This window comes from Limnospira sp., assembly GCF_051859755.1.
Classification (GTDB): domain Bacteria; phylum Cyanobacteriota; class Cyanobacteriia; order Cyanobacteriales; family Microcoleaceae; genus Limnospira; species Limnospira fusiformis.
This window is the reverse complement of record NZ_JBIMLI010000004.1, coordinates 20512-42537: the sequence shown is the minus strand read 5'-3', so window position 1 is coordinate 42537 and position 22026 is coordinate 20512. Positions and strand designations below refer to the sequence as shown.

Genomic DNA, 22026 nt, shown 5'->3' with positions numbered 1-22026 from the left:
CAGGAAAAGGGGCAGGCGGGACAACCCGCTTGCCGACTCTCCACCTTGGACCTGACAGACAGGCTTTTTATTTATTGACACTCCCGCCGCCTTGACTAATGGTGCAGGTAGGATAGGGATAGTTTGCCTCATGGCGGGAAATTTCCGTAACACCTTACGCGCATTAATTAGGGGTCGAGATAGGTTGGAGAACCTTTAATCCCGCTCAAACCTGATTCTTTGGGAGCCTATCACATATAAAGCCCTTAATCTCAAGTTTCGGGTCTAGCCCATGGTTTAAAGGTACTTTTCTAATGTATTAGCAAGGGTACTTTTAGGAACCGCTCCCACCACCATATCGACCTTCTGGCCGCCTTTAAAGATCATTAATGTGGGAATACTGCGAATTCCATATTGGCTTGCTACCTGGGGATTTTCATCGGTATTGAGCTTAACAACTTTAATCTGTCCATCGTACTGCTCTGCAATTTCCTCAACTACAGGGGCGACCATGCGACACGGGCCACACCAGGGAGCCCAGAAATCCACCAGCACCGGAAGTTCGCTTTCCAGTACATCCTGCTCAAAGGTGCTATCAGTAACTTCTACGGCTGTTGACATTCCTTCCAATCCTTAATCTAAATCGTAAATCATTCTACCACCAAACCAACTGGGGCAGAATTAGCAATTTTGTCCCGATGGTTCTGATACCAGGCTGTACAAAAGACTACAGCATATCGAAGTTAATCATATCAGGCGATCGCCAAAAATTTTGGCTAACCTAAACGATTACCCAATTAAGAAACCGCCCGAACCGTAGGTCCAGGCGGAGTGTGGTGTGAGGAGTGAACGGAAACATTTGTCTCCGCCACTTCTATTGTGGCACTTTTTCCCAAATAATTCCAGTGGGTCACACTAAATTTTACGATACTTAATCAGACCACCCCCCGGAAAAATCAGCCAGTCGGGTACAGAAAGCCCAATAATTGCTACTTACCCATTCCCAATTGTTGTGCCTTTTGATAGACCTTACCCTCAGTCAACAGCGAGGGAGCAATCACCACCTCTACCTGCTGCATTTCTTTGATAGTCTTCGCTCCCAAAGTTCCCATACTCGTTTTTAAAGCTCCCAGCAGGTTGTGTGTCCCATCATCCAACTGAGCCGGACCCCGGAGAATTTGCTCTAATGTTCCCGTAGAACCCACCTGAATCCGTGTTCCCCTGGGAAGCACAGGACTAGGAGTAGCCATACCCCAGTGAAATCCCCGTCCTGGAGATTCTTCAGCACGAGCAAAGGGAGAGCCAATCATCACACCATCAGCACCGCAAGCAATACACTTACAGATATCGCCCCCAGTAATTAATCCTCCATCAGCAATCACAGAAACATAACGCCCAGTTTCCTGATAAAAATCATCACGAGCCGCAGCACAATCAGCCACCGCCGTCGCCTGGGGAACTCCCACCCCTAACACACCACGAGAAGTACAAGCCGCACCCGGTCCAATACCTACCAATATTCCCGCCGCTCCGGCTTTCATTAGGTTGAGCGCCACCTCTAATGTGACACAGTTACCTAAAATCACCGGGATAGGCATATTTGCACAAAACTGAGCCAAATCTAAGGGAGTCACCGATTCCGGGGACAGAAAAGCCGTTGAAACCACCGTAGCTTGTACAAAAAATAAGTCTGCTCCCGCTTCAGCAACAGTACCGCCATATTTACTGGCTCCGGCTGGAGTAGCACTAACCGCCGCAATACCGCCCTGAGCCTTAATTTCGGCAATCCGTTTTTTAATCAGTTCCGGCTTAATCGGTTCAGCATAGAGTTCTTGCATCAAGGTCACAAACTCCGTTTTTCCCACCGAGGCAATCCGATCTAAAATCGGGTTGGGATCTTCATAACGGGTCTGGATACCCTCTAAGTTCAGAACCCCCAACGCACCGATTTGGCTCAGTTTCACCGCCATATTCACGTCTACCACGCTATCCATGGCACTAGCAATAATCGGAATTTCTCGGTTAATATTGCCAATAGTCCAACTGGTATCCGCTAAACTTGGATCAAGGGTTCGATGGCCAGGAACTAGGGCAATTTCATCAATTCCGTATGCTCGACGAGCCTTTTTGCCACGCCCAATTACAATATCCACTTCTTTACAGGTTCCTAACACTATTTAGTTAGCCTATCAAATTATCAAAATTGGTGGCGCATATCAACCAGGAAATCTCACCTGACCCCGGCTCACTCCTCCTAGTCCCCCCGGCTACAACCCATCCTTACCACTCTTCACAGATTAATTTTGGGTTAAGTTTTGCATTTAGTATTGAATATTTGGGGATATATCGCTAGGCTAATTATAAGTCAATCTTTTCTCTTGATAAGCTATCCCTATGAGTACCACCCGCACTGACCGCAACCACACGACTCTCCCTAATTCTAACCATGATCAAAATTTTGACTTTGACCAGTGGGTGAAAGCCGTCAAACCTCAGCTTATGGCTGCATTGCGCGCTAACCACCCCATTAGTGATATTCATAAAAATGGTAGATATCACCAAAAAAGGTAACCATTGATAACAGGGTATTTTGATGAAAATTTATTCTGTTTATATGTGAAGACAAACTGACTCCCCAAACCGCAACTTATCAGTTGAAAATGGGGAGTTATACTTATGTCAAGATTATCGAAATGACGAAAATCTATTGCTACACTATTTATTAAATACCATAAACTCAGCCTAAGTCTTTATTTTTGGTAATTTTGTAGCCTAGGCTACAGATTTTTTGTTTATATGCACTTACCACATCCAAAAAATGTATAAAAAGCATAATATCCTGAAAGTCCAACTGATTACTCGATTCTGCACCTGTTCCCTGGGACTGTTTTTGGTGTTTCCCCTACTATCAACTATGTATCCATCCTCCCCGGCTTTAGCAGAGTTTCCGCGCGCGGCTTCTGTCAGTTCGTCCGCGCGCCAAAAGATTTTAGAATCTCTCAAAACGGCTAACATCATCTATCTGGGGGAAACCCACGACAACACCCTGGACCATCAAGCCCAATTCGAGATTTTGCAAATATTGCATCAGCACAATCCCCAAATAGCGATCGCCATGGAAATGTTCCAGCGTCCCTATCAGTCAGTGATAGATCAATATTTAGCGGGGGAGATCTCAGAAACCCAACTGGTCCGGGACACGGAATATCTGCAACGTTGGGGTTTTCCCTGGAAATATTACGCCCCCATTGTTAGATTTGCGCGGGAGAATCAACTTCCGGTTTTAGCCATTAATACCCCCACGGAGGTGACGCGACAAGTGGCGGCGGGGGGGTTAGCCAGCCTACAAACTGAACACAAACGCTACATTCCCCCCATTGAGGAAATCAAGACGGATAATGAAAACTATCGGCAAATGCTCTACAATGTCTATAGGCAACACCAACATCAAGGCAGTGAGGGCGGGTTCGATCGCTTTGTGGAAGCCCAAGTTCTTTGGGATGAAACGATGGCTGATGCGATCGCCAATTTTGTCCAAGCTAACCCAGACTTTACCGTGGTAGTTATTGTCGGAAAGGGTCATGTAGTCTACAACTATGGCATCCCCTCCCGCGTGGAAAGACGATTAGCTGATGCCAATATCGTTCAGCGATCGGTTTTATTTCAATCTCCCCACCAAGACAGTCTACCCACAAATATAGCTGATTTCATCTGGAAACACGATACACCACAAACCAAAACCACCCAGCGATATTATAGCTGAGGCGTTCAAGTGGACCTGGGGGGAATTTAAGGCTGTACAGGCTCAAAATTTGTAGCCCCTGGGACTATAAGCCTCTATGCTGTGGTGTTGTAAAGTTTCAATAAGGATATAGTTCAGATATAGTCATATCTGATAACATACGGACGCGGGAACTGTCAGAACCCAGAAAAGAAGCAGGAATCAGTTATCAAACTGCCTGGTGGTTAAAACCAGGAAATTTGACGATTCATCAATTGCCGTATTTTAGGATTATCATAACTTAATAGGCGATTGAAAGCCACTTGAATATACTCTACTTTTAAAAACTATTAACCCCGAAAACATTGACCCCAGGAATTTGAGACAATTCAGATGATTAATCAACCCCGTTTCCCGGCGCATATAGGTCAAGGATTGGCTTTTCCACTGTTCGTAAATCAGCAAGGCAATTGGGCTTTGAGTGCAGGCGATCGCAACGTCCGAGAGTCGATCTTACTAATTTTGATGACCAATATTGGGGAGCGAGTCAACCGGCCAGAGTTCGGCTGTCGTTTGTGGGAACTCAGCTTTGCACCAATCAACTCGGAAACCCTGATGTTAATGCGAATCTTCGTGCAAGAAGCCTTAGAACAGTGGGAACCGCGCATCATGCTGAGAGACGTAGAAGCGATTCCCGACCCCGATGGTGGGAGAGTAGATTTAGTGATTAACTATAGTCTCAAACCCAGTGAAGATAAGAGGAGCCTAGTCTATCCTTTCTATCTGCAAAAAGAGCCGGAATAAGCTGCCATGGTATTCAACTTTTTACCCAACCTTCCCAAAGCCAGCCTAGATGATCGGACCTATGAGGATCTGCTGCAAGAATGCTTGTTAAGAATCCCTCGCTATTGTCCCGAGTGGAGTAACTACAACCCCAGCGATCCAGGGATAACCTTGCTGGAACTGTTTGCATGGTTGATGGACCAGATGCTGAGTCGCTTCAACCAGCTTCCCAGGCGAAACTACGTCCTATTTTTAGAACTGCTAGGAATTCGCCTACAGCCTCCCAACCCCGCCCAAACGGAAATCACCTTTTATCTGGTATCAGATCTTCCCGAAGCCTATACCATCCCCGAAGGCATCGAAATAGCGACCACTAGGCTACCTGATGCGGAATCAATCGTATTTAGTACGGCTCGCCCGTTAGTTATTGGCAGACCCCTGATCGGACACATTCTGCACGCTGAAACCCCAGAAGAGACCCCAAAAATGTTGCGCGATCGGTTAACGAACTGGTGGACGAGGACAGAAGATGGCACATGGTCTGGCCCAGAACTGTCGTTGTTTAGCGATCGCCCCGAACCAGGGCAATGTTTTTACCTAGTCTTTCACCCTGACAGTACCATTGAAGGCAACGTCATCGCTCTCTCAGTCAGAGGCCAAGCAGCCACGCCCACAGGGATAAACCCCGACCATCCCCCTCGTCGTTGGGAAGCCTGGAATGGGAGATACTGGCAATCAGTCCTACTGACAGAAGCAGACGACGAAAGCCAAGGCTTCAGTTTTCAAGATGTAGTCAAACAGGGTCGAAACCCCCAAGGCGGATCAGATATTATTTTGCATTTACCCGTAGAATTTCCCGTCGCCCAGTTCACCGCCTATCAAGGTCGCTGGCTGCGCTGCGTCTACACAGAACCCACCCCTGACGAATCCCCTTATAGTGCATCCCCCCGCATTGTCGGCATCAGTTCCCGTGCGGTCGGAGGAAGCACCATAGCCACCCAGTGTCAAGTAATCAGCGACGAATTACTAGGAGTGAGCGACGGGACTCCAGGCCTAGCATACCGACTCCAACGCACCCCGGTGCTGGCTCGCCTCCCCGGAGAATACCTAACTGTTACCCCGACCGGAGAACTACCTCAAACTTGGGAAGAAGTCCCGGACTTTTCCAATTCCCGACCGGACGATCGCCACTATGTGATCGACTCCCTAACCGGAATAGTACAATTTGGACCCCAGGTGAGCGAACCGACTCAACTAGTGCGAGAAACCGAGTATCGCGCTCTGTGGCAAACCACAGGCAACTCTAGGGCAGTTTTACCCGCCGACCATCAAAAGCGACAGTATGGTGCTATACCCCCAGCCGGAGCCGCTGTGCAAATGGTTCGCTATCGTACCGGAGGAGGAGTCAAGGGGAACGTCCAACCCGGAACCATCACCGTGATGAAAACTGCTGTACCCTACGTCGGGGCTGTGGTCAACCATATTCCAGCCCGATCTGGTTCCGATGCCGAATCCTTGGAGATGGCCGCCATTCGCGTCCCCCAAATGTTGCGAACCCGCGATCGCGCTGTCACCCCCGAAGACTTTGAAACCCTAGCAATAGTAGCAGGACAAGGAGCGATCGCCCGCTCTCGCTGTCTCAGGGCAAGTCCTGGGGAAGCGGGAACCGTTGAATTGCTGTTGATACCCCGCACCAGTTTGCTAGGTATCGAACAAGGAGTCGGCATTTCTCCCGATGAATTAGCCATCAGTTCCGAACTCAATCGCCAGGTTCTCAGCTACCTTGATGAACGTCGCCTGCTGGGGATACAAGTAAAATGTCGCGAACCAGAGTATGTGGGAGTCGTCGTCGCCGCCGAAATCACTATCGGAGCGCAATACAACAACCCCAACGCCCGGGAAGAGATGCGATCGCAATTGCAAATAGCTCTGTATCGGTTCCTTAACCCCATCATTGGCGGCGCTCAATCCCAAGGTTGGCCATTCGGTCAGCCCCTGTATACAGCCGATATCATCGCCCTACTACAGCAATTTCCTACTGTGATCAGCTTGGGGGCTGTGCAACTCTTTCCGATCCGCCGTCAGGGCGGGCGGTGGGTGCGGGGACAACCTACAGCCATCATTGACCCTGGTTCTAACGGCACTATCTGTTCCTGGTCTGATGTGGCAGGGGGTTGGAGTCACATTATCAATATTATCTATTAAGATGCTATCTGAATTATGGCCCTAGTTCCTGATCAACAATCTGTCCTATTAGATATTGTCTCGATCGACTTTCCCGAAACAGAACCCGCTCAGTTATCTGAATTTAATGGTACTTTCTCTCAACTGGAACCAGCAAGTCCCGCGATCCAACTCATTCCTGGAGAAACCAGCCAAATCGTCATTGACCTGGAAAACTTAGATACCCAGCCATTACATCTCACCTGTAGCTTGTCGGGGAATTTTCCCCACCACTGGGGTAGGAGTGAATTTCCCGAAGCCGTGCTGTCACCCGGAGAACGGCGGTCAGTAGTTCTCTCTTTTGGAGTCGATCGCAATTTTTTCGAGACAGAGGAGCTTTCTATGAATACCGAGGGACTGCAACTCAACTATTCTGGTCGCTTTAATGTTTATGGCAGTTATGTTAATAACCAGTCGGACACCAATGAGCCACTTTTGGAATTTATCGAGTTTGACCTATTTGTGCGACCGCGATCGCCATATATCAACCTACTACCGCAAATTTATCGAGAAATCGATTTGGTCGGTCGATTCCTGAAAATTATTGAAACCACTCTCGACCCAGATTTGCAAATATTCAGCCATCTCTGGGCCTACCTAGATCCCCTCACCGCCCCTGAAAGTATGTTGCCATTTTTAGCCCACTGGGTTGGTTGGCAGAACATCCCAACTCTGAGTCTCCAACAGCAACGCCGTTTAATTCGCCACGCTTTAGAGATTTATCGGGCTTCGGGAACTAGGCGGGGGCTGCGGTTTTACCTACACCTCGTAACTGGTTTACCTCTTGATGAAGATTTGCCGGAAGCGTCCAAACACATTTCAATTCTGGAAAACTTTACCCAGGGGGCGGTCATGGGCAGCTCCTATCTGGGTATAGATACCATTTTAGGCGGTGGCAAACCTTTTCACTTTCAAGTCCGACTGCTGTGCGATCCTGATACTATTGACGAAAAATTGGTTCGCACTGTTATTGAAGCACAGACACCAGCCTTCTGCACTTATGACCTAAAAATAGATTCGGACAATAATATATGATCATCACTGAGAGAAATTCCTCTGATTACCCGCCGCCAGAAATTTATCCCCTCCAACGTTTGATAGTTGACGATGGATTGCTGTTAAATGCCCAGCGTTGGCGACAATCGCACGAATACCACCGAGCGCGACAAAATCTCCATTATCAATCTCTTTACCAACCGGGGATAGTTAGGGGGTTAGGGGTGTGTGTAATCGATGCTCCAGAGAGTATATCTGCCCAATATCGAGATAATCGCTGGGTGCAAATTCAACCGGGAATTGCCATCGATTTGACCGGAAATCCGATTATTGTCGATCGCCCTATCGAGTTTCGGATTAGCTCCGAGTGTCGGACAGAACCAATTACTGTTTATTTAGTTCTCCGCTATGTGGATCCGGAAACCCTCTACCGTGCGTCAGAGCAAGTATTGGTGCCAGAAAGTTTTAGGATAGATGAAAAAAATACCCCCCCCTCAGCCCAGGAAATCGAACTGTGTCGGATCGCTATTTCTGCTAATTTCACCGAAATTAGACCCGCCACAGATGTTTTTTCTCCTGATGTAAATGAGTTGGATTTACGATACCGGGTGCGAGTCCGACCGCGCTCCCAAAAAACTCGGATACGGGTAGGGGTTTTACAGGGTACTGCTGAAGATTTTTATGTAGGGGAGAATCTATTTTATCTATTGCGATCGCTTTCAGTTTTAGCACCGATGACTATGGATGCTGAACCAGTTGAAGAAATCACCTTAACTTCCCAGGTGGCTGATATTCCGCGAGACTATAGCTTGCTATATATGAGATATTCTCAGATGCTGTCTTGGGGAGAAACAGAATACAATCATCTCAAATATTACAGCGATAGAGGCACCATACTGTTGATTGAAGCCTCATCGGTCGAAGTCAATATTGCTGATATTAATTCAGCGATCGGCGAACTTAAACAGGCTCTGAATGATATTCAATTTGCCCAAGTTTCCGAATTCAGAAGGGAATTATCCTCAGAATTAACTATCTGTGAATCCGAACTTCAAAACCGCCTAGAATCCTCCTTAGAGCCTCTGCAAAATATAGCCCATCAATATCTGGGGATTAATATATCGAGTATTGCACCCATATCGGCTCAAGACCCGATTAAAATCCATCCGTTTTTATTTGATGAATTACCAATAATTAATGGAGAGCCAACCCGACTGATAAATTGGGGCAAAATTATTATATCCATAGGCTGTCTGTCTTCGGGTTGGGGGTTAAATAGTCATCAGGGATTATCCCGAGAAACCATCCGCAGCGCCCAAGAATTAGGGATTAATATTCTTAATTTTGCCTCGGAAAATTATCATTTGTCCAACATTCAAAGAAATGCAATTAGCTAGTAATTTAACCCCAAGAAAAGCCATGAAAAAAATTATTTCTATCCGACATTTCATTCCCGCATTAGTAGTATTACCCTTGCTTTGGGCTACCATTACCACAGGAGTTTTAGCTTTTTATAGTGGCAGAAAAGCTGTCAATAGTCTCATGTCAGAATTGAGCCAAAAATCGATAAATTCCATTGAAAAACACATAGATAACTACCTGAAAGTTCCAGAAATAGTAAATACCATAAACATGATCACGATTGAAAATAACTTAATTGATATCAATAATCGGGAACTATTAACCCGCTATTTTCATGCTCAGGTTGATGCGATCGATGGGTTATATTACATTTATCTAGGAACTGAAACCGGGGATTTTCTCGGTGTTCAAAAGCAGCCTGATGGAACCCAAGCATTGGTTATTGGAAATGCCGCCGAAGCTGCCGGTCGAAGTGTTTATCAGCTTGATTCAGCCGGAGTTCGTGCCGAAAAAATCAGAACCTTAGAAGCCCAGTACGATGCTAGACAGCGCCCTTGGTACAGATCATCTCTAGAAATCGGTGAAATAAGTTGGAGTCCCATTTATATTTTTGGCTCCACATTAGAACTAGGAATGACCTCAACAATTCCAGTTAAAAGTCCTGGAGGTGATACTATGGGAGTTGTGGGTATTGACTTGGGCTTGAAAGACCTCAGCAATTTTTTGAGAAGTTTGGAAATCAGCCCCCAGGGTATCGCATTTATTATGGATCGCGCCGGAAATTTAGTAGCCAGTTCTACAGACGAACAACCCTTTTTGAATGAAAATGGTCAACAACGACGATTACTCGCCCTCGAAAGTCAAGAACCGGTGATCCGCTCTACAGTCCAACACTTACTCGATACTGAGTTAAGCCTGAACCAAATTCAACAACCGATTTCCTCTCGCTTTCGATTGAATCGTGAACGCCAATTGCTACAGGTGACTCCCATGGAAAGTATGGGTTTGGATTGGCTAATTGTTGTGGTGATTCCCGAATCCGATTTTATGGAACTGATTTATAACAACCTTCGGTTTACGATGATTATCGGCTTGGGTGTGACGGTGGTAGCGATTACACTGGGGGGGATCGCCTCTTGGTGGATTATCAAACCCATCGATAATCTACACGCGGGAGCGAAAGCTATCAAAGCTAATTCCTTCGACCCAGAAATGCTTGAATCTACTATTTCGCGCTCTGATGAAATGGCCGAATTGGGTCAAGCCTTTGTGGAAATGGCAGCAATTGTCCAGGCTCGTGAGAAAAGCATGAGCGAGGAGTTAGTGGAATTGCATCGCCAGCAAGAACAATGGCGACGCGCGAGCCATCAAAACCTTGATCCTACTGTGCGCTTTCAGGAATTGATGGAGCGAGCCAGACAGGCTAGACAAAACCGCGTGTAGCAGTACGACCAGCAATTATCAATTCTTCTAGCGACCTGATAACGTGAATCATGAACACAGATATCTCTACTAAGGAATTAACCCTAGACCCTTCTGGAGAGGGTACTACATTTGATGTGGTGGTGATCAATGACAGTCAATTCATGAGTAGCTTTCAACTAGAGATATCAGCCGCAGGAGTCGAATCCGATCGCCAATGGCTTTGGTATCAAGTTACACCGGAAGTCTGTAGCAAAAAACCACCAGGGGACCAAACCAAGTTTCAGGTAAAAGTGCTACGATCGCCAATTCCCGGATTTGTGGGGTTAGTTAATCTCACAGTGAAAGTATTTTCCCTGGAACTTGGGAAGGAAGAACGTCACATTCTCAGGCTGAATGTTATGCAGGGATTGGGAGAATGTCCCTTTCGAGTGGAACTCCCCACCAGCCACATTCAGACTCTGCCCAATAACGAAGTTGAAATTTTAGTCGGTATCCACAATAACAGTCAAAAGGCGATCGCTCTAATTTTATCGGTTATTAGCCCTAAGCGGGAATGGTTGCTGTTGGATAATCAAACCCCCCTCAACCTTCCCCCCCAGCAGAGTCAGAATTACTCCTTTACCTGCAAAGTTCCCGAAATTTTACAAGCTCTAGCGGGAGTCTATCCCTTTACCATTAGGTGTGTTTCAGCTAACCATAATTCACCCGTAGGGGCCGGTTCAAGCCTCAGTCAGTTGAGCGCGAGGACAACCACAGAAGCCTCCTGTACTGGCAGTATAGAGGTTTTACCCACAGGAACCTTAGAATTTGACGCTTTTCCTAAACAGCAACGACAACCAGCACTTCGGCCATGGCTACCTCAGTGGGGTATAGATCCCGCAGTTTACCAATTGGAATTTACCAATAATTCTAATTATCCCCAAGGGGGAACCGTAGAAATTATCAACAATCCCCAGACCCAAGATCCGATTATCAATGAGTTTTCGATTATTCCCGAACAGGTAAGTTTGGAGCCTGGAGAAATCCAAACTGTGGAACTTCTCGCCTATAGCAAACGACCTTGGTGGGGTTTGGGTCGAACACAGACCATTGAAGTAGGCTGGGAAGGCAAAGTGGGGGCTGGTTCTCTGGCGGTCAGACCTACAGGGGAGTTAACCGACCCACTCCAAAGGTTAGAAACCAAAATTTCCCCTAGGGTAGGGGGAATTGATGAATTGACGACGACCAGACCTTCAGAGGATTATGGTTCCGACAGTGAGCATCCACAACCATTGCCAATTCTGGAGTTGAGACTGTTACCCATTATTCCCCGGTGGTTACAGGTGGCGATCGCACTACTGATTTTAGGTGGTATTTGGTGGTTTTTGTATGCTGCTTTCCGGCTTAACTACCATACTGCTCCCGTCAATGTGGTTAGGTTTAACGGTTTGGGGGATATGGCGATTAGCACCTCCAATGACCAGACTCTGCGGGGGTGGCGGGTTCAGGGAAATAGACTGCGACATAACGGTTGGTTGCGGAATTTGGGGAAAGCGGGGCGCACAGGTTTGTATCGCCCTGTGGATAATGATCAGGTGGCTGTGGGGTTGGAAAACGGCGAAATTCAGATTTGGGACTTGCTCCGCTCCACTGACAGCCCCCGGCGCTCCCTGTCCTATCGCCGGGATGATCGGGTCATGGCTTTGGCTTATAGTCAAAATTCCCAGTATTTATTCAGCGCCCACGGCAGCGGTTTAATCTTGCAATGGTATGTGGGACCCACGGTAAATCTCACTAATGTTGAGGAACCTCAGTTAATTCAGGAATTTGATTTCGCTATTTATGATATCGCCCCCGTAGGGCCACGACAGGAAACTCTGGCGATCGCTGGTCGCTATAACCAATTGGTGCTTTGGGATACCACCGGCGGTAATGAAGGGTTGCGAACTGTTCCCTACCCAGCAGGGGGACAAGATGAATACATCACCTCTCTAGCTACAGCAGCAGATCAACCTTTTTTGCTGGCTACAGCAGACGATCGCGGTTCCATCAGTCTCTGGAATCTCAGAGAATGCTTAACCAACCAGTCCGCCACTTGTCAAATTATAGATCAGTGGCAAGCTCACGGGGGCCAGCCCATCCGTTCTCTAGCTTTGACGGCTAATGGCTGCTATTTAGCCAGTACCGGAGATGACGGAGAGGTTATGCTGTGGCCATTGCAGCGCTCTGGAGAGCGATCTACCCAACATCTCGCGGGTGAGGCGATCGCGCGATCGCGTTACCCAAAAAACAGTCTAGATATGATTGCCATTGGCTCCTACCTCCACATGATCACAGGAAGTAGAGATCACCAAGTTAACCTTCACCGCATTCAACAACCTGCCACTCTCTGTAATTAGCACAGGTAGAACAACTATTAATTATCTATTATTCTTGATTGACTGAGCCATGAGCAGTACAGAACTTTCATATAACGGCCGACAACAACCTAACCAAATCGTCGAGGGGGTTCTGGAACCCGACCTGCCGACTTTGGGAAAATCCCTAACCCTAATTGCCAACCCATCTGGGGATTTTGCTATATCCGCAGGGGAAACCTTCGAGCTGCATATCACCGTAGTTAATCAGGGTATTATCGGTGCGATTATTGACCTTTATATTGATCAAACCTCTGCATCAGTATGGGAATGGTGTCGCACGCCTCAACAACGATTAGCCCTAAGTCCTCAGCAAAGTGCCGAAGTAGTCTTTGAATGTCCTATTCCCCCCCAGGCGACTCCCGGAATTTATAGTTACTTGCTCGTTGTAGATGCACCATTACACTACCCAGAAGATACCCCCATCCACCACCAAGCTAATCTTCAGGTACTCCCACAATTAGCGTCAGCGGTGCAACTCGATGATCCCACTTTTAGCCTGATACCACACACCACATCAACTGAACCAGCGATCGCCATACCAGGACAGCCGTTAACCGTCAGTGTAATAGTCAATAACCGCACGCGGCGAGTGGATCGGTTTCGGTTGCACTGTACCGATGTCCCCCCCGAATGGGTAGAGATCGAATACCCAGAAGGCTTGAATGATTTGGGTTTAGTAGTCGTCACTGATAGTTTAGCCCTCAATCCTGGGGCGATCGGAGAGATTAAGTTAAAGTTAAACCTACCCGTGGACGTTCATGGGGGGCGATATGCCATCACCTTGTCACTGAACTCCGAAAATCTTCCTGATTTAGCCCTGTTGGATATCCTCCACCTTCACATTAAGCCTAACTATGATTTGGTGTGGGATCTACAGACCATCGTGGGTCGCATTCGCACCGGAAGCGGACAGTTTCAACTGCAAATCCAAAACCGGGGTAATACCGATCGCCAACTGCGGTTTAATCCCAGAGAAGAGGGAGAGGTAGAAAATTGTCTGTATACTCTGATGCCAGATGAGTTTCGGCTACTCCCAGAGGAGAGTGTGGAAATGTCTGTCGAGGTCATGCCAAAACACTGGTGGTACAGACCTTGGTGGGGACGGGGACGGCTATTTGAGTTTTATTTGGAACCCCAAGATTTGCACCGCTTACCCCTCCCTCAAGATCGTATCAATGGTACTCTAATTTGGGAGCCTCGCCCCTGGTGGCAGTTGTTGGTTGCCTGTTTGCTGGGACTCGGAGCGATCGCTGCCTTGATTTTCGCGATCTGGTCCGTTTTTTTTAAGCCTCCCACCCCCCCTCGGATTTTAGAGTTTAGATCCGAGTCCCTCAACTACGCCGCCGCTAATGACGATTTTATTTATTTGGGTTGGGTAATTGGACCGCCGACTCGGGAAATCCGTGCTATAGAAATTGTTGGCAAATCTCCTGATGGTAGTATTTCCAGTGCTGCCGTTACCTATGATTTTAGTCGGGGTATTCCCGATGAGTTGGCTTCTTTGTGTACCCTAGAACAGGTATTGCGATGCTACAACATTCGCACTGATGCTCGTCGTCCCGGAGAGTATATTTTTGAGTTAAGGTTGTTTCCTAAACAGGATATTGACAATATTCAATTAGCAAAGACCAGTTTAATTAGGATTGAACCTCTACCTATTCCCCAAATTACCAATTTCACAGCCAGATTAAGTAGTCAGCAGCGCCGAGAATTGCCACCAGAACAGGTTGATAATCCGCGCGCCAACAATAACAGCCTTCCTAACAGTGGTTTTTTCTCTGACCCCGAGCCAATGATCGCACAATTGAGTTTTCAGGTTCTCCATGGCGCGCAAGTCGAAACCTTAACATTGGTGGGTCGCTCTCCTGATGGCTTCGTTAATTTTCCCCAGAAAACCTATACTGTCAGTCCTGATGAATTTTCCGAAGATTTACTCGGTCCCTGTCAGGTTGATTGGGATGGGATTTTGACCTGTCGGGGGTTATCGCTACAATTGGAAAAACCCGACACTTATATTTTTGAATTACAGGTCATTTCTTCGGACTCCCCCGCAGAGGTAGCCGACAGTCGCAAAGCTGACCCCATTGTGTGGGAACCGCCACCACCGCCACGGATTACTACTTTTGCTTCCCGCAAAGCTACTTATCGCGTTGGTGAACAGCAACAAATTGAGTTTCAATGGGTGATTGATAATGCCGCACAACTTCAACAGTTGGAGTTACGGAGTTTATCCCCGGAAGGGTTGGTTAATTTCCCCAAGATTACATATCGCTTTGATGGACAAATTCCCCAGGCCTTACAAGATAAATGCCAAGTTACCGGGAAACAATTGGTTTGCGATAATATCGCGATCTCACTACCAGACCCAGGACGCTATAATTTTGAGTTGACAGCTATTCAGCGTTCCCGCCTGGCCGAAACAGAGCCATCTCGACAAATTCATGCGATCGCTATTCAACCACCATTAGCCCCAGAAATTACCAATTTTCAGGCAGAAACATCCAACTCTCAGACGGGGACAAATCCTATTCGTTTAAATTGGAACATCAAAAATCCTCAACATTTACTAGGTGTTCGGATCATCGGGCGCTCACCAGAGGGAATTGTCACAGTTCCCGAAGTTCTCTATCCTTTTAATGGTAGTATTCCCCCAGTTCTTCAGAATAACTGCCAGTTAAATGCTGAACAGCTTACCTGTCGTAATGTTCCCACTTCCGCCCAAGAACCCGGAGATTATATCTTTGAGTTAATACCTGTTAATCAGAGTAATTTAGCCGCCAATGCCACATCTGTTAAAAGCGATCGCATTCGTATCCGACCACGCCCCGTTGCTCCTCCTCAAATCAATAATTTTCAAATTAATGGTGAGGATGCTCCCCTAAAATATGTCGTTATTATAGACCCTGAAACTTCTCCATCACCTTTGAATTTATCATGGGAAGTTAGTGGTAGTGGCGACCTACAAACCGAGTTACTCCCGGTTCCAGGTGTGGTTCCTAACCGTGGAAATTTGACCTATCCCATTGCGCCTCAGTCCGGACAAGATACCCTGACTCTCAGAGTCACTAATACTGACGGGAAACAGGTTCAACGTTCCATTTTGATTGAAAGGGTGCTTCTTCCTCAACCAGAACCTGCACCTTTGATCAGCCCCGATTCAGACACCCCCGATTCAGACACCCCCGATTCAGACACCCCATCAGGTAGACAATTAACACCCTTTTCTCCTGAACTAGAATCTAATCCTTGGGATCTGATTGATAACCCACCGCCATTTAATTAAATGTCTTTATTCCTAATTATTACATGATTTCAATGAACAATCAACCTATCTTTCAACAACAAGCTATCCCCGGAATTATTGGCGGATTGGGTCCTTTAGCACATATAGAATTTGAACGGCTATTACTGGCTTTAAATTCCACTCGCGGTGCTTGTGGCGATCGCCAACACCCGATTTGGTTTTTAATTAATGCTACAGACCTTCCCGATCGCACCCAAAGTTTACTAGGAAATCAGCCAAGTTGTGTGCCTTGGTTGGTCAAATATGGTAAAATATTAGAAGTGGCTGGGGCAGATTTTTTGGTGATTACCTGTAACACTTCCCACGGATTTTATAATCTGGTACAGCCTCAGTTAAATATTCCCTGGATTCATATTATGCAGGAGACAGTTAGATTTATTAAACTCCATTATCCTGGACTTAATCGCGTGGGAATTTTGGCTACCGATGGCACTTTACAAGCCCATCTCTATCAGGATAGTTTAACGGCGGCGGGATTGACAGCGATCGCCCCGGCTTTAAACTCAGAATTACAGCAAGATATTATGAATGCTATTTACCATCCAATTTGGGGAATTAAAGCCACAGGAGTTCAAATTTTGCCACCCCCTATTCACATATTAAAAACCGCTATAAAATGGCTGGAAAGCCAAGGTGCAGAATTATTAATTGCTGGATGTACAGAGATTTCTGTAGCCTTAAAATTACTGGATAAAACTTCATTAATAGCAATAGATCCCTTGGAAATTATGGCGAATTTGACATTAGATTTAGCATTTGGCTATGAGAATATTCCCGAAATATCAAGTCCCCTTAAATAGTTATCAATTATTCGATAGTAGTATCTTGAGAAAGCGCTAAGGTTGTGGTTTTTTCAGTTGAAAGTGGGTGAGTATCAGCGATCGCTGCTGTCGCTGCTATTCCCGTGTGTACAATAGTTAAAGTTCGGAAAGGGTCAATAATAGGGTCGATCGCAATTAATAATACCAGTATAGCTTCTAGGGGTAATCCTAAAGGTTTTAAAATTAGATCCAACAGGGTCAGCGTTAAAATTCCTGTCGCCCCCGCCGTGGCCATTCCTGCTAAAATAGAAGCGATAATGATAATTACAAAACTCGACAGGTTAAATTCATAGTTATAGAGTTGCGCCACAAACACCGAAGTTGTCGCAAAATAGGCCACCGGACCAAATCGACACACCGTTATCGCTAGGGGAATGACTAAATTAACTGTTTGTTTATCGAAGTTTAAGTGTTCATCTAAAGCCGAAATAGCAGAAGGTAAACAGGTAAAACTACTACGAGTTGCTAAAGCTAAAATTGTCGGTTCTTTTAAGACCATCAAAACCTGACCAAAACCATAGCCAGACTTATGCCAAATTACCAGGGTACTGATAATGTATATAATTATAAAAGCTACAATGGCAATCACTACAAAATTTTGCATAGCTACCAAAATCCCAAAACCAGTAGTTGCCATTTGGGAAGCCAACAGGAAACACAAACCAAAAGGGAGGAATAAAATAATCCAATCAATTAACTTTTTGGATGTATTAAATAAGGTTTCTAAAATCTTAAATACATCCTCCTTGGCGGGTGATTGTGAATATCCCATAGCGATACCAAATACAATGGAAAAAAATAGTATTTCCAGAGAATTACCCTGGCTGAGAGATGCAAAAATATTCTCAGGAATTAAGTTAAACAAAAAAGATATCAGCAGTGATTCTTCCCTATTTTCGATAATTGGACCCGTCAAAGATAACTCAAAATCTAACTCAGAAGTATTCACAACTACCCCCAAAGCTGCGAGGGTAGAATCTTCTAAATTACCCCCAGGATTAGTTAAAAATGCGGCTGTTGCGCCGATGATACTAACCCCTAATAAACTCACCGAAAATACTATTAAAATCCGTTTCACATATTTATTGGCTTCATGACTAGAAATCAGCTTACCCACACTCATTGTTATGGCTGAAAATAACAACGGTAAAACGCACATTTTGAGGAGAATTAGATATAGTTCTCCCAACGGGGTTAACAACAAGGCAATATCTTTATGAACAATGCCAATATATAAACCCAGAAGGATAGAAGGAACAATCGACCAGGGATTTTTTAGGATTTTAATTAACTGCTTAGAGACGCTGTAAAAATTCATATTTTATCAATGGGTATTTTTGTTAATTTTGTGAGTTGAGTTGACGAGACTGAGAGGGGGACACTAACAAATCAGAATAATCTTCTAATAACTGACTAACTGTATATTGTTTTTCGTTCATTGTCAGATACAAATTCACAAACTTTAACAGGTGATTACTAGACCACGGTAAAGCGATCGCGATCAGATCTTGGCTATCTGTTAACGCGACGGTTTGAAAATTCAAAGCCACATTGGGGTAATTAATTAGAATCTTTTTAACCTCCAACTCATCCCGGTATGCTGCTAGTATATCTCCCCTCATTGCACCTCTAATTAAATCCTCCCAATTGGAATATCTGATAATGGTAGCTTTGGGAAATTTTTCTATGGCAAATCTCTCATAAGAAGAGGCATTAATCACACCCATCCTTCCTTCAAAATCTCTCAAAAACTCAACTAAATCTTTATTTCTTGTGGCTTGAGTTAATTGCAGGCGATTTAACAAAAGACCATGGCGCATCGTTAAATAGGGATGAGAAAATGAAACAATTTTTGCCCTTTCTAAGGTTTGACTCAGTTTAGAAATCGCCATATCTGCATCACCTTGATAAACCATATTGACCACTTCATTAAAGGTTTTTGCACTGCGGTCTAACCTAACTTTTACTCCGATAATTTGGGCAATTTCTCTGGCGATCGCCACATCTAATCCGATTAATTCACCGTTGGCATCTTCCGCAAAAAAAGGCGGCGAATCTTCTTGATTTATCGCGACGATTAACTCTCCTCTATCCATGATTTTTTGCAAGTCTGGCGACATGGAGTTTAATGACTGGTTTGCCTGGGAAACTGCCGCAGAATTTCCTAGTAAAGAATCCCAGGTTTCTTGATTCACTATACCAGTGCTTTCTAAGCCTATACTGAGTTGAAAGTTAGAAATAGCTTCTCTGGTTTTTTCCCCATAAATGCCATCGATCGCCCCTAGATAATACCCCTTTTCTTGTAAGCGTTTTTGCAGTTCAATAATATCATAATCTGCCCCAGCTTCAGTCAAGTCTAAATCCCAACTATTACTATCAGGCGAAGTTTCAGCACTGCTTAATTGTGCCAGATTTACTAGAGATTCTGAAGAGACAAAAATGGGCGCATCTTGAGTTTTTACTGAGGGGGGAAAAATCAAAATACTTGCCAAGCATATAGCTACTAATATCAGAACTTTGTATTGCCAGTTAGAGAGTATTTTCATATTAAAAATAATTGCTTTGCTGTTCCTTTCACATCAATTTAGGTTGACAGTTTTCGGAAGTTGTTTTTATCCCCCCCAAACCTTCAAGACTAAATTTTGAGTATTCAGCGATTCAGTTAGTATTCCTAGCTATAGGATTATGGTACTTTACGGTTGTTGCCAATCTTTTCCGGATTAAATCCGAAGTATACAGCCCTTTCAGTAATTATGCAATACGTCTTCACTCGTCTCTCTACCCGGGTGGGAGAGGGATTGAGGGTGAGGGGAATCTTTGAAGCGAACAACCTGTAGCAGCTTCTACAACGGTCTGTATGCAGGTATCCCTAATCCGTGGACACACTTGGACCCTACCATTATACATCATGCGATCGCCATTACCATCATTTTCAGCCAACCCACAGACCCTAAGTAATATAGCCAGTTGGCAGAAATCAGGTTTTTAGGTAATAATTAAAGTATCGCCGATATTCTCAAGTAGTTTCGCACTCATTAACAAATCATGTCTAATCAAAAACGAGAACCTGGAGGCTGTGGATGTGCCAGTATTCCCTTTTCAGTAATTCTGCTGTTTTTGGGCGGCGGTTATTGGCTATTTACACAGCGAGATAACTTGGAAATTAGTAGGTTTTTCAATCATGAGATTATCGCCGATATTCCATTTTTGAATACTTGGGCAACTTCCACTGATAAATCACCGCCTACTTTACCAAATATTCCAGAAATTCCTCAGACTACCAATCCTGAACCGAAACCACAATCCCAACCACAACCGGAAGCCCAACCGGAAACGCCACCCAAATCACCAACCATCAAGCCACCTTCCCCTATACCATCATCCCCACTCAATACCTGGGAAGGTAAACCCATTAGAGGCATTTATTTAAGTCGTTATCAAGCCACAAATAACGCTAGCGAAGAAACCATTAGGGCTAGGGTTCGCTACTATCGCGATCGCGGTATTAATACCATTATTCATGGGGTATGGGGTAACGCTTGTACCATGTATGAAAGTCAAGTAATGCAGGCAAAATTTGGTTATAGTAGCTGTCAAAATTTGTTTGAAGAAGAATGGATTGATTGGTTGATTGATGAAGCCCATAAACACGGCATGGAAGTTCATGCTTACTTTGAAAAAGGCATTAAAATAGATGAAAATAGTCACGCCTTTGATTGGGCAGTCCAGAGAGGTTGGATCGTCCCAGGAGTCGATCGCACTCACCCAGGAGTTGATCATTATGTCTTGAATGTGGGTATCCCAGAAGTTGCTCAATTTTTTACTGATATTGTGGTTGAATTTGTCCAAAAATACCCCACCATTGATGCTGTACAATGGGATGATTATTTGGGTTATCATGATGAGTTACCCGGTCAAATCGATCGCACTCCTAAATTAACTAATTTTGTCCGCAATATGATTGCACAAATGAAAGCCGCTAACCCCTCAGTTAGTTTTGATATCTGCCACCATAACCCCTATTGGGCAAAACAGTATTTTGCCGCAGACCTAGAAGCATGGGGGGTCGATCGCTTTTTTATCCAGGTTTATGCTGAAGAAAATTTTGATGATGAAATGGTCTATGTCGAAGCCTCTGATGGTATTTCCATTACCGAGAGACAATTGAATCGATTGCCCGAGTTGATTGATAATCCTAACATCCCTAATATTTTGCTATTTCCTCTCTCCGGAGAACCCGAAAGACTCGCCGACAAGGTGCATGAATTGACCATTTGAATAAACTTACAAATTAGGTTAATTATCATCATTTCCTCCTGTGGCTTCCCTGCTTCTATTCTACAGTTAAATTATCTCGGGTTGATTTTTTGGTCAATTTTTTTAAAAAATAGCCCGCCGAAATCGGCCAGAGGGGTTGACAGGCGGCGGCGATTAGTGATATCATATTTACATAATCTTAAATAATGGTTATTTTCCCAAAAAAATAATTTAGTGGATATCTGTATTATCTAATATGATAGCATCAGCCGCTAAAAAAAGCAAGTATCGCCACTGAGGGAGGAGGGATTTTAATTTTTGGAGGTAATCAGTTACAATTATTACAAATATTAAAATTATTGCCATGATTGCCATTGTATAGACTTTTTTGCCACCAGGTTAGCCCTCAACGCATTTGCTAGTTATAGATGAATAATCAACCCTTCAGAGATTTAAATAGTCAATGGGCCGACCAGGTGAGGAATGGTTGTAAGGAACCGCGCGACAGCGAGGAAATCAGAGAGACTTGGGATCATATCATCGCAACTATGGCGCTACGGATTCGGCGATCGCTGAAACTCAAGGAAATTCTACAGACCACAGCGGATGAGGTGCAAAGATTACTAAAATGCGATCGCGTTTTATTGTACGAAATCGACTTGCATGGGAATGGTGGCATTGTGGTAGAGGCGGTAGAGGATGAGAGGTGGTCCTTAGAGTGAACCATGCACCTTGTAAGATGGGCCCTATCTTTGG

The 22026-nt window shown here is 45.1% G+C and carries 17 protein-coding genes; 13 read left to right on the top strand and 4 right to left on the bottom strand.

Annotation, left to right across the window (positions count from 1 at the left end):
* Positions 1-276: 276 nt before the first annotated feature.
* Together trxA and ACTIE0_RS01470 are read right to left on the bottom strand one after the other, a co-directional pair.
* On the bottom strand, positions 277-600 hold the full coding sequence (gene trxA / locus ACTIE0_RS01475) for a thioredoxin (protein WP_006626020.1): 324 nt from the start codon (positions 598-600) through the stop codon (positions 277-279).
* 368 nt (positions 601-968) lie between these two features.
* On the bottom strand, positions 969-2132 hold the full coding sequence (locus ACTIE0_RS01470; protein ID WP_035760216.1) for a GuaB3 family IMP dehydrogenase-related protein: 1164 nt from the start codon (positions 2130-2132) through the stop codon (positions 969-971).
* A gap of 241 nt (positions 2133-2373) precedes the next feature.
* Between ACTIE0_RS01470 and ACTIE0_RS01465 the strand changes: the two genes are divergently transcribed.
* The 10 genes from ACTIE0_RS01465 (at position 2374) to ACTIE0_RS01420 (ending at position 16992) form a co-directional block, all read left to right on the top strand.
* The gene (locus ACTIE0_RS01465; RefSeq protein WP_006626017.1) at positions 2374-2550 is read left to right on the top strand and encodes a hypothetical protein; all 177 of its coding nucleotides are present in this window, start codon (positions 2374-2376) and stop codon (positions 2548-2550) included.
* 247 nt (positions 2551-2797) lie between these two features.
* Positions 2798-3742, top strand: coding sequence for a ChaN family lipoprotein (locus ACTIE0_RS01460; protein ID WP_006626016.1), 945 nt, complete (start codon positions 2798-2800; stop codon positions 3740-3742).
* A 351-nt stretch (positions 3743-4093) separates the two neighbouring features.
* Positions 4094-4504 carry a GPW/gp25 family protein gene (locus ACTIE0_RS01455; RefSeq protein WP_006626015.1) on the top strand — a complete coding sequence of 137 codons (411 nt, stop codon included), beginning with the start codon at positions 4094-4096 and terminating at the stop codon, positions 4502-4504.
* Between the two features lie 6 nt (positions 4505-4510).
* The gene (locus tag ACTIE0_RS01450; RefSeq protein WP_006669024.1) at positions 4511-6688 is read left to right on the top strand and encodes a putative baseplate assembly protein; all 2178 of its coding nucleotides are present in this window, start codon (positions 4511-4513) and stop codon (positions 6686-6688) included.
* Between the two features lie 15 nt (positions 6689-6703).
* Positions 6704-7741 carry a phage tail protein gene (locus tag ACTIE0_RS01445; protein WP_006626013.1) on the top strand — a complete coding sequence of 346 codons (1038 nt, stop codon included), beginning with the start codon at positions 6704-6706 and terminating at the stop codon, positions 7739-7741.
* Positions 7738-9099 carry a hypothetical protein gene (locus ACTIE0_RS01440; protein WP_006669023.1) on the top strand — a complete coding sequence of 454 codons (1362 nt, stop codon included), beginning with the start codon at positions 7738-7740 and terminating at the stop codon, positions 9097-9099. Before ACTIE0_RS01445 ends, ACTIE0_RS01440 begins: the two co-directional genes overlap by 4 nt.
* A gap of 22 nt (positions 9100-9121) precedes the next feature.
* The gene (locus ACTIE0_RS01435) at positions 9122-10507 is read left to right on the top strand and encodes a PDC sensor domain-containing protein (protein ID WP_439516822.1); all 1386 of its coding nucleotides are present in this window, start codon (positions 9122-9124) and stop codon (positions 10505-10507) included.
* 50 nt (positions 10508-10557) lie between these two features.
* Positions 10558-12867: a hypothetical protein gene (locus ACTIE0_RS01430; RefSeq protein ID WP_006669021.1), complete on the top strand. Its 2310-nt coding sequence runs from the start codon at positions 10558-10560 to the stop codon at positions 12865-12867.
* A 49-nt stretch (positions 12868-12916) separates the two neighbouring features.
* Positions 12917-16171, top strand: a complete 3255-nt coding sequence (locus ACTIE0_RS01425) for a COG1470 family protein (protein ID WP_006626009.1) — start codon at positions 12917-12919, stop codon at positions 16169-16171.
* Positions 16172-16203: 32 nt separating this feature from the next.
* The gene (locus ACTIE0_RS01420; protein WP_187757903.1) at positions 16204-16992 is read left to right on the top strand and encodes an aspartate/glutamate racemase family protein; all 789 of its coding nucleotides are present in this window, start codon (positions 16204-16206) and stop codon (positions 16990-16992) included.
* Between the two features lie 7 nt (positions 16993-16999).
* Here the strand turns inward: ACTIE0_RS01420 and ACTIE0_RS01415 are convergent, their stop codons facing one another.
* Positions 17000-18331 carry a dicarboxylate/amino acid:cation symporter gene (locus ACTIE0_RS01415; RefSeq protein WP_006669020.1) on the bottom strand — a complete coding sequence of 444 codons (1332 nt, stop codon included), beginning with the start codon at positions 18329-18331 and terminating at the stop codon, positions 17000-17002.
* A 22-nt stretch (positions 18332-18353) separates the two neighbouring features.
* On the bottom strand, positions 18354-19559 hold the full coding sequence (locus ACTIE0_RS01410) for a transporter substrate-binding domain-containing protein (protein ID WP_006669019.1): 1206 nt from the start codon (positions 19557-19559) through the stop codon (positions 18354-18356).
* Between the two features lie 271 nt (positions 19560-19830).
* Between ACTIE0_RS01410 and ACTIE0_RS01405 the strand changes: the two genes are divergently transcribed.
* From ACTIE0_RS01405 to ACTIE0_RS01395, 3 genes are all read left to right on the top strand, one after another.
* Positions 19831-19971: a hypothetical protein gene (locus ACTIE0_RS01405; RefSeq protein ID WP_155839170.1), complete on the top strand. Its 141-nt coding sequence runs from the start codon at positions 19831-19833 to the stop codon at positions 19969-19971.
* A gap of 87 nt (positions 19972-20058) precedes the next feature.
* Entirely contained in the window at positions 20059-21291 is a 1233-nt protein-coding gene (locus ACTIE0_RS01400; RefSeq protein ID WP_006669018.1) for a family 10 glycosylhydrolase, read from the top strand.
* A 407-nt stretch (positions 21292-21698) separates the two neighbouring features.
* A complete protein-coding gene (locus ACTIE0_RS01395; RefSeq protein ID WP_006669017.1) occupies positions 21699-21992 on the top strand; it encodes a GAF domain-containing protein in 294 nt (97 codons plus the stop codon).
* The last annotated feature ends 34 nt before the right edge of the window (positions 21993-22026 follow it).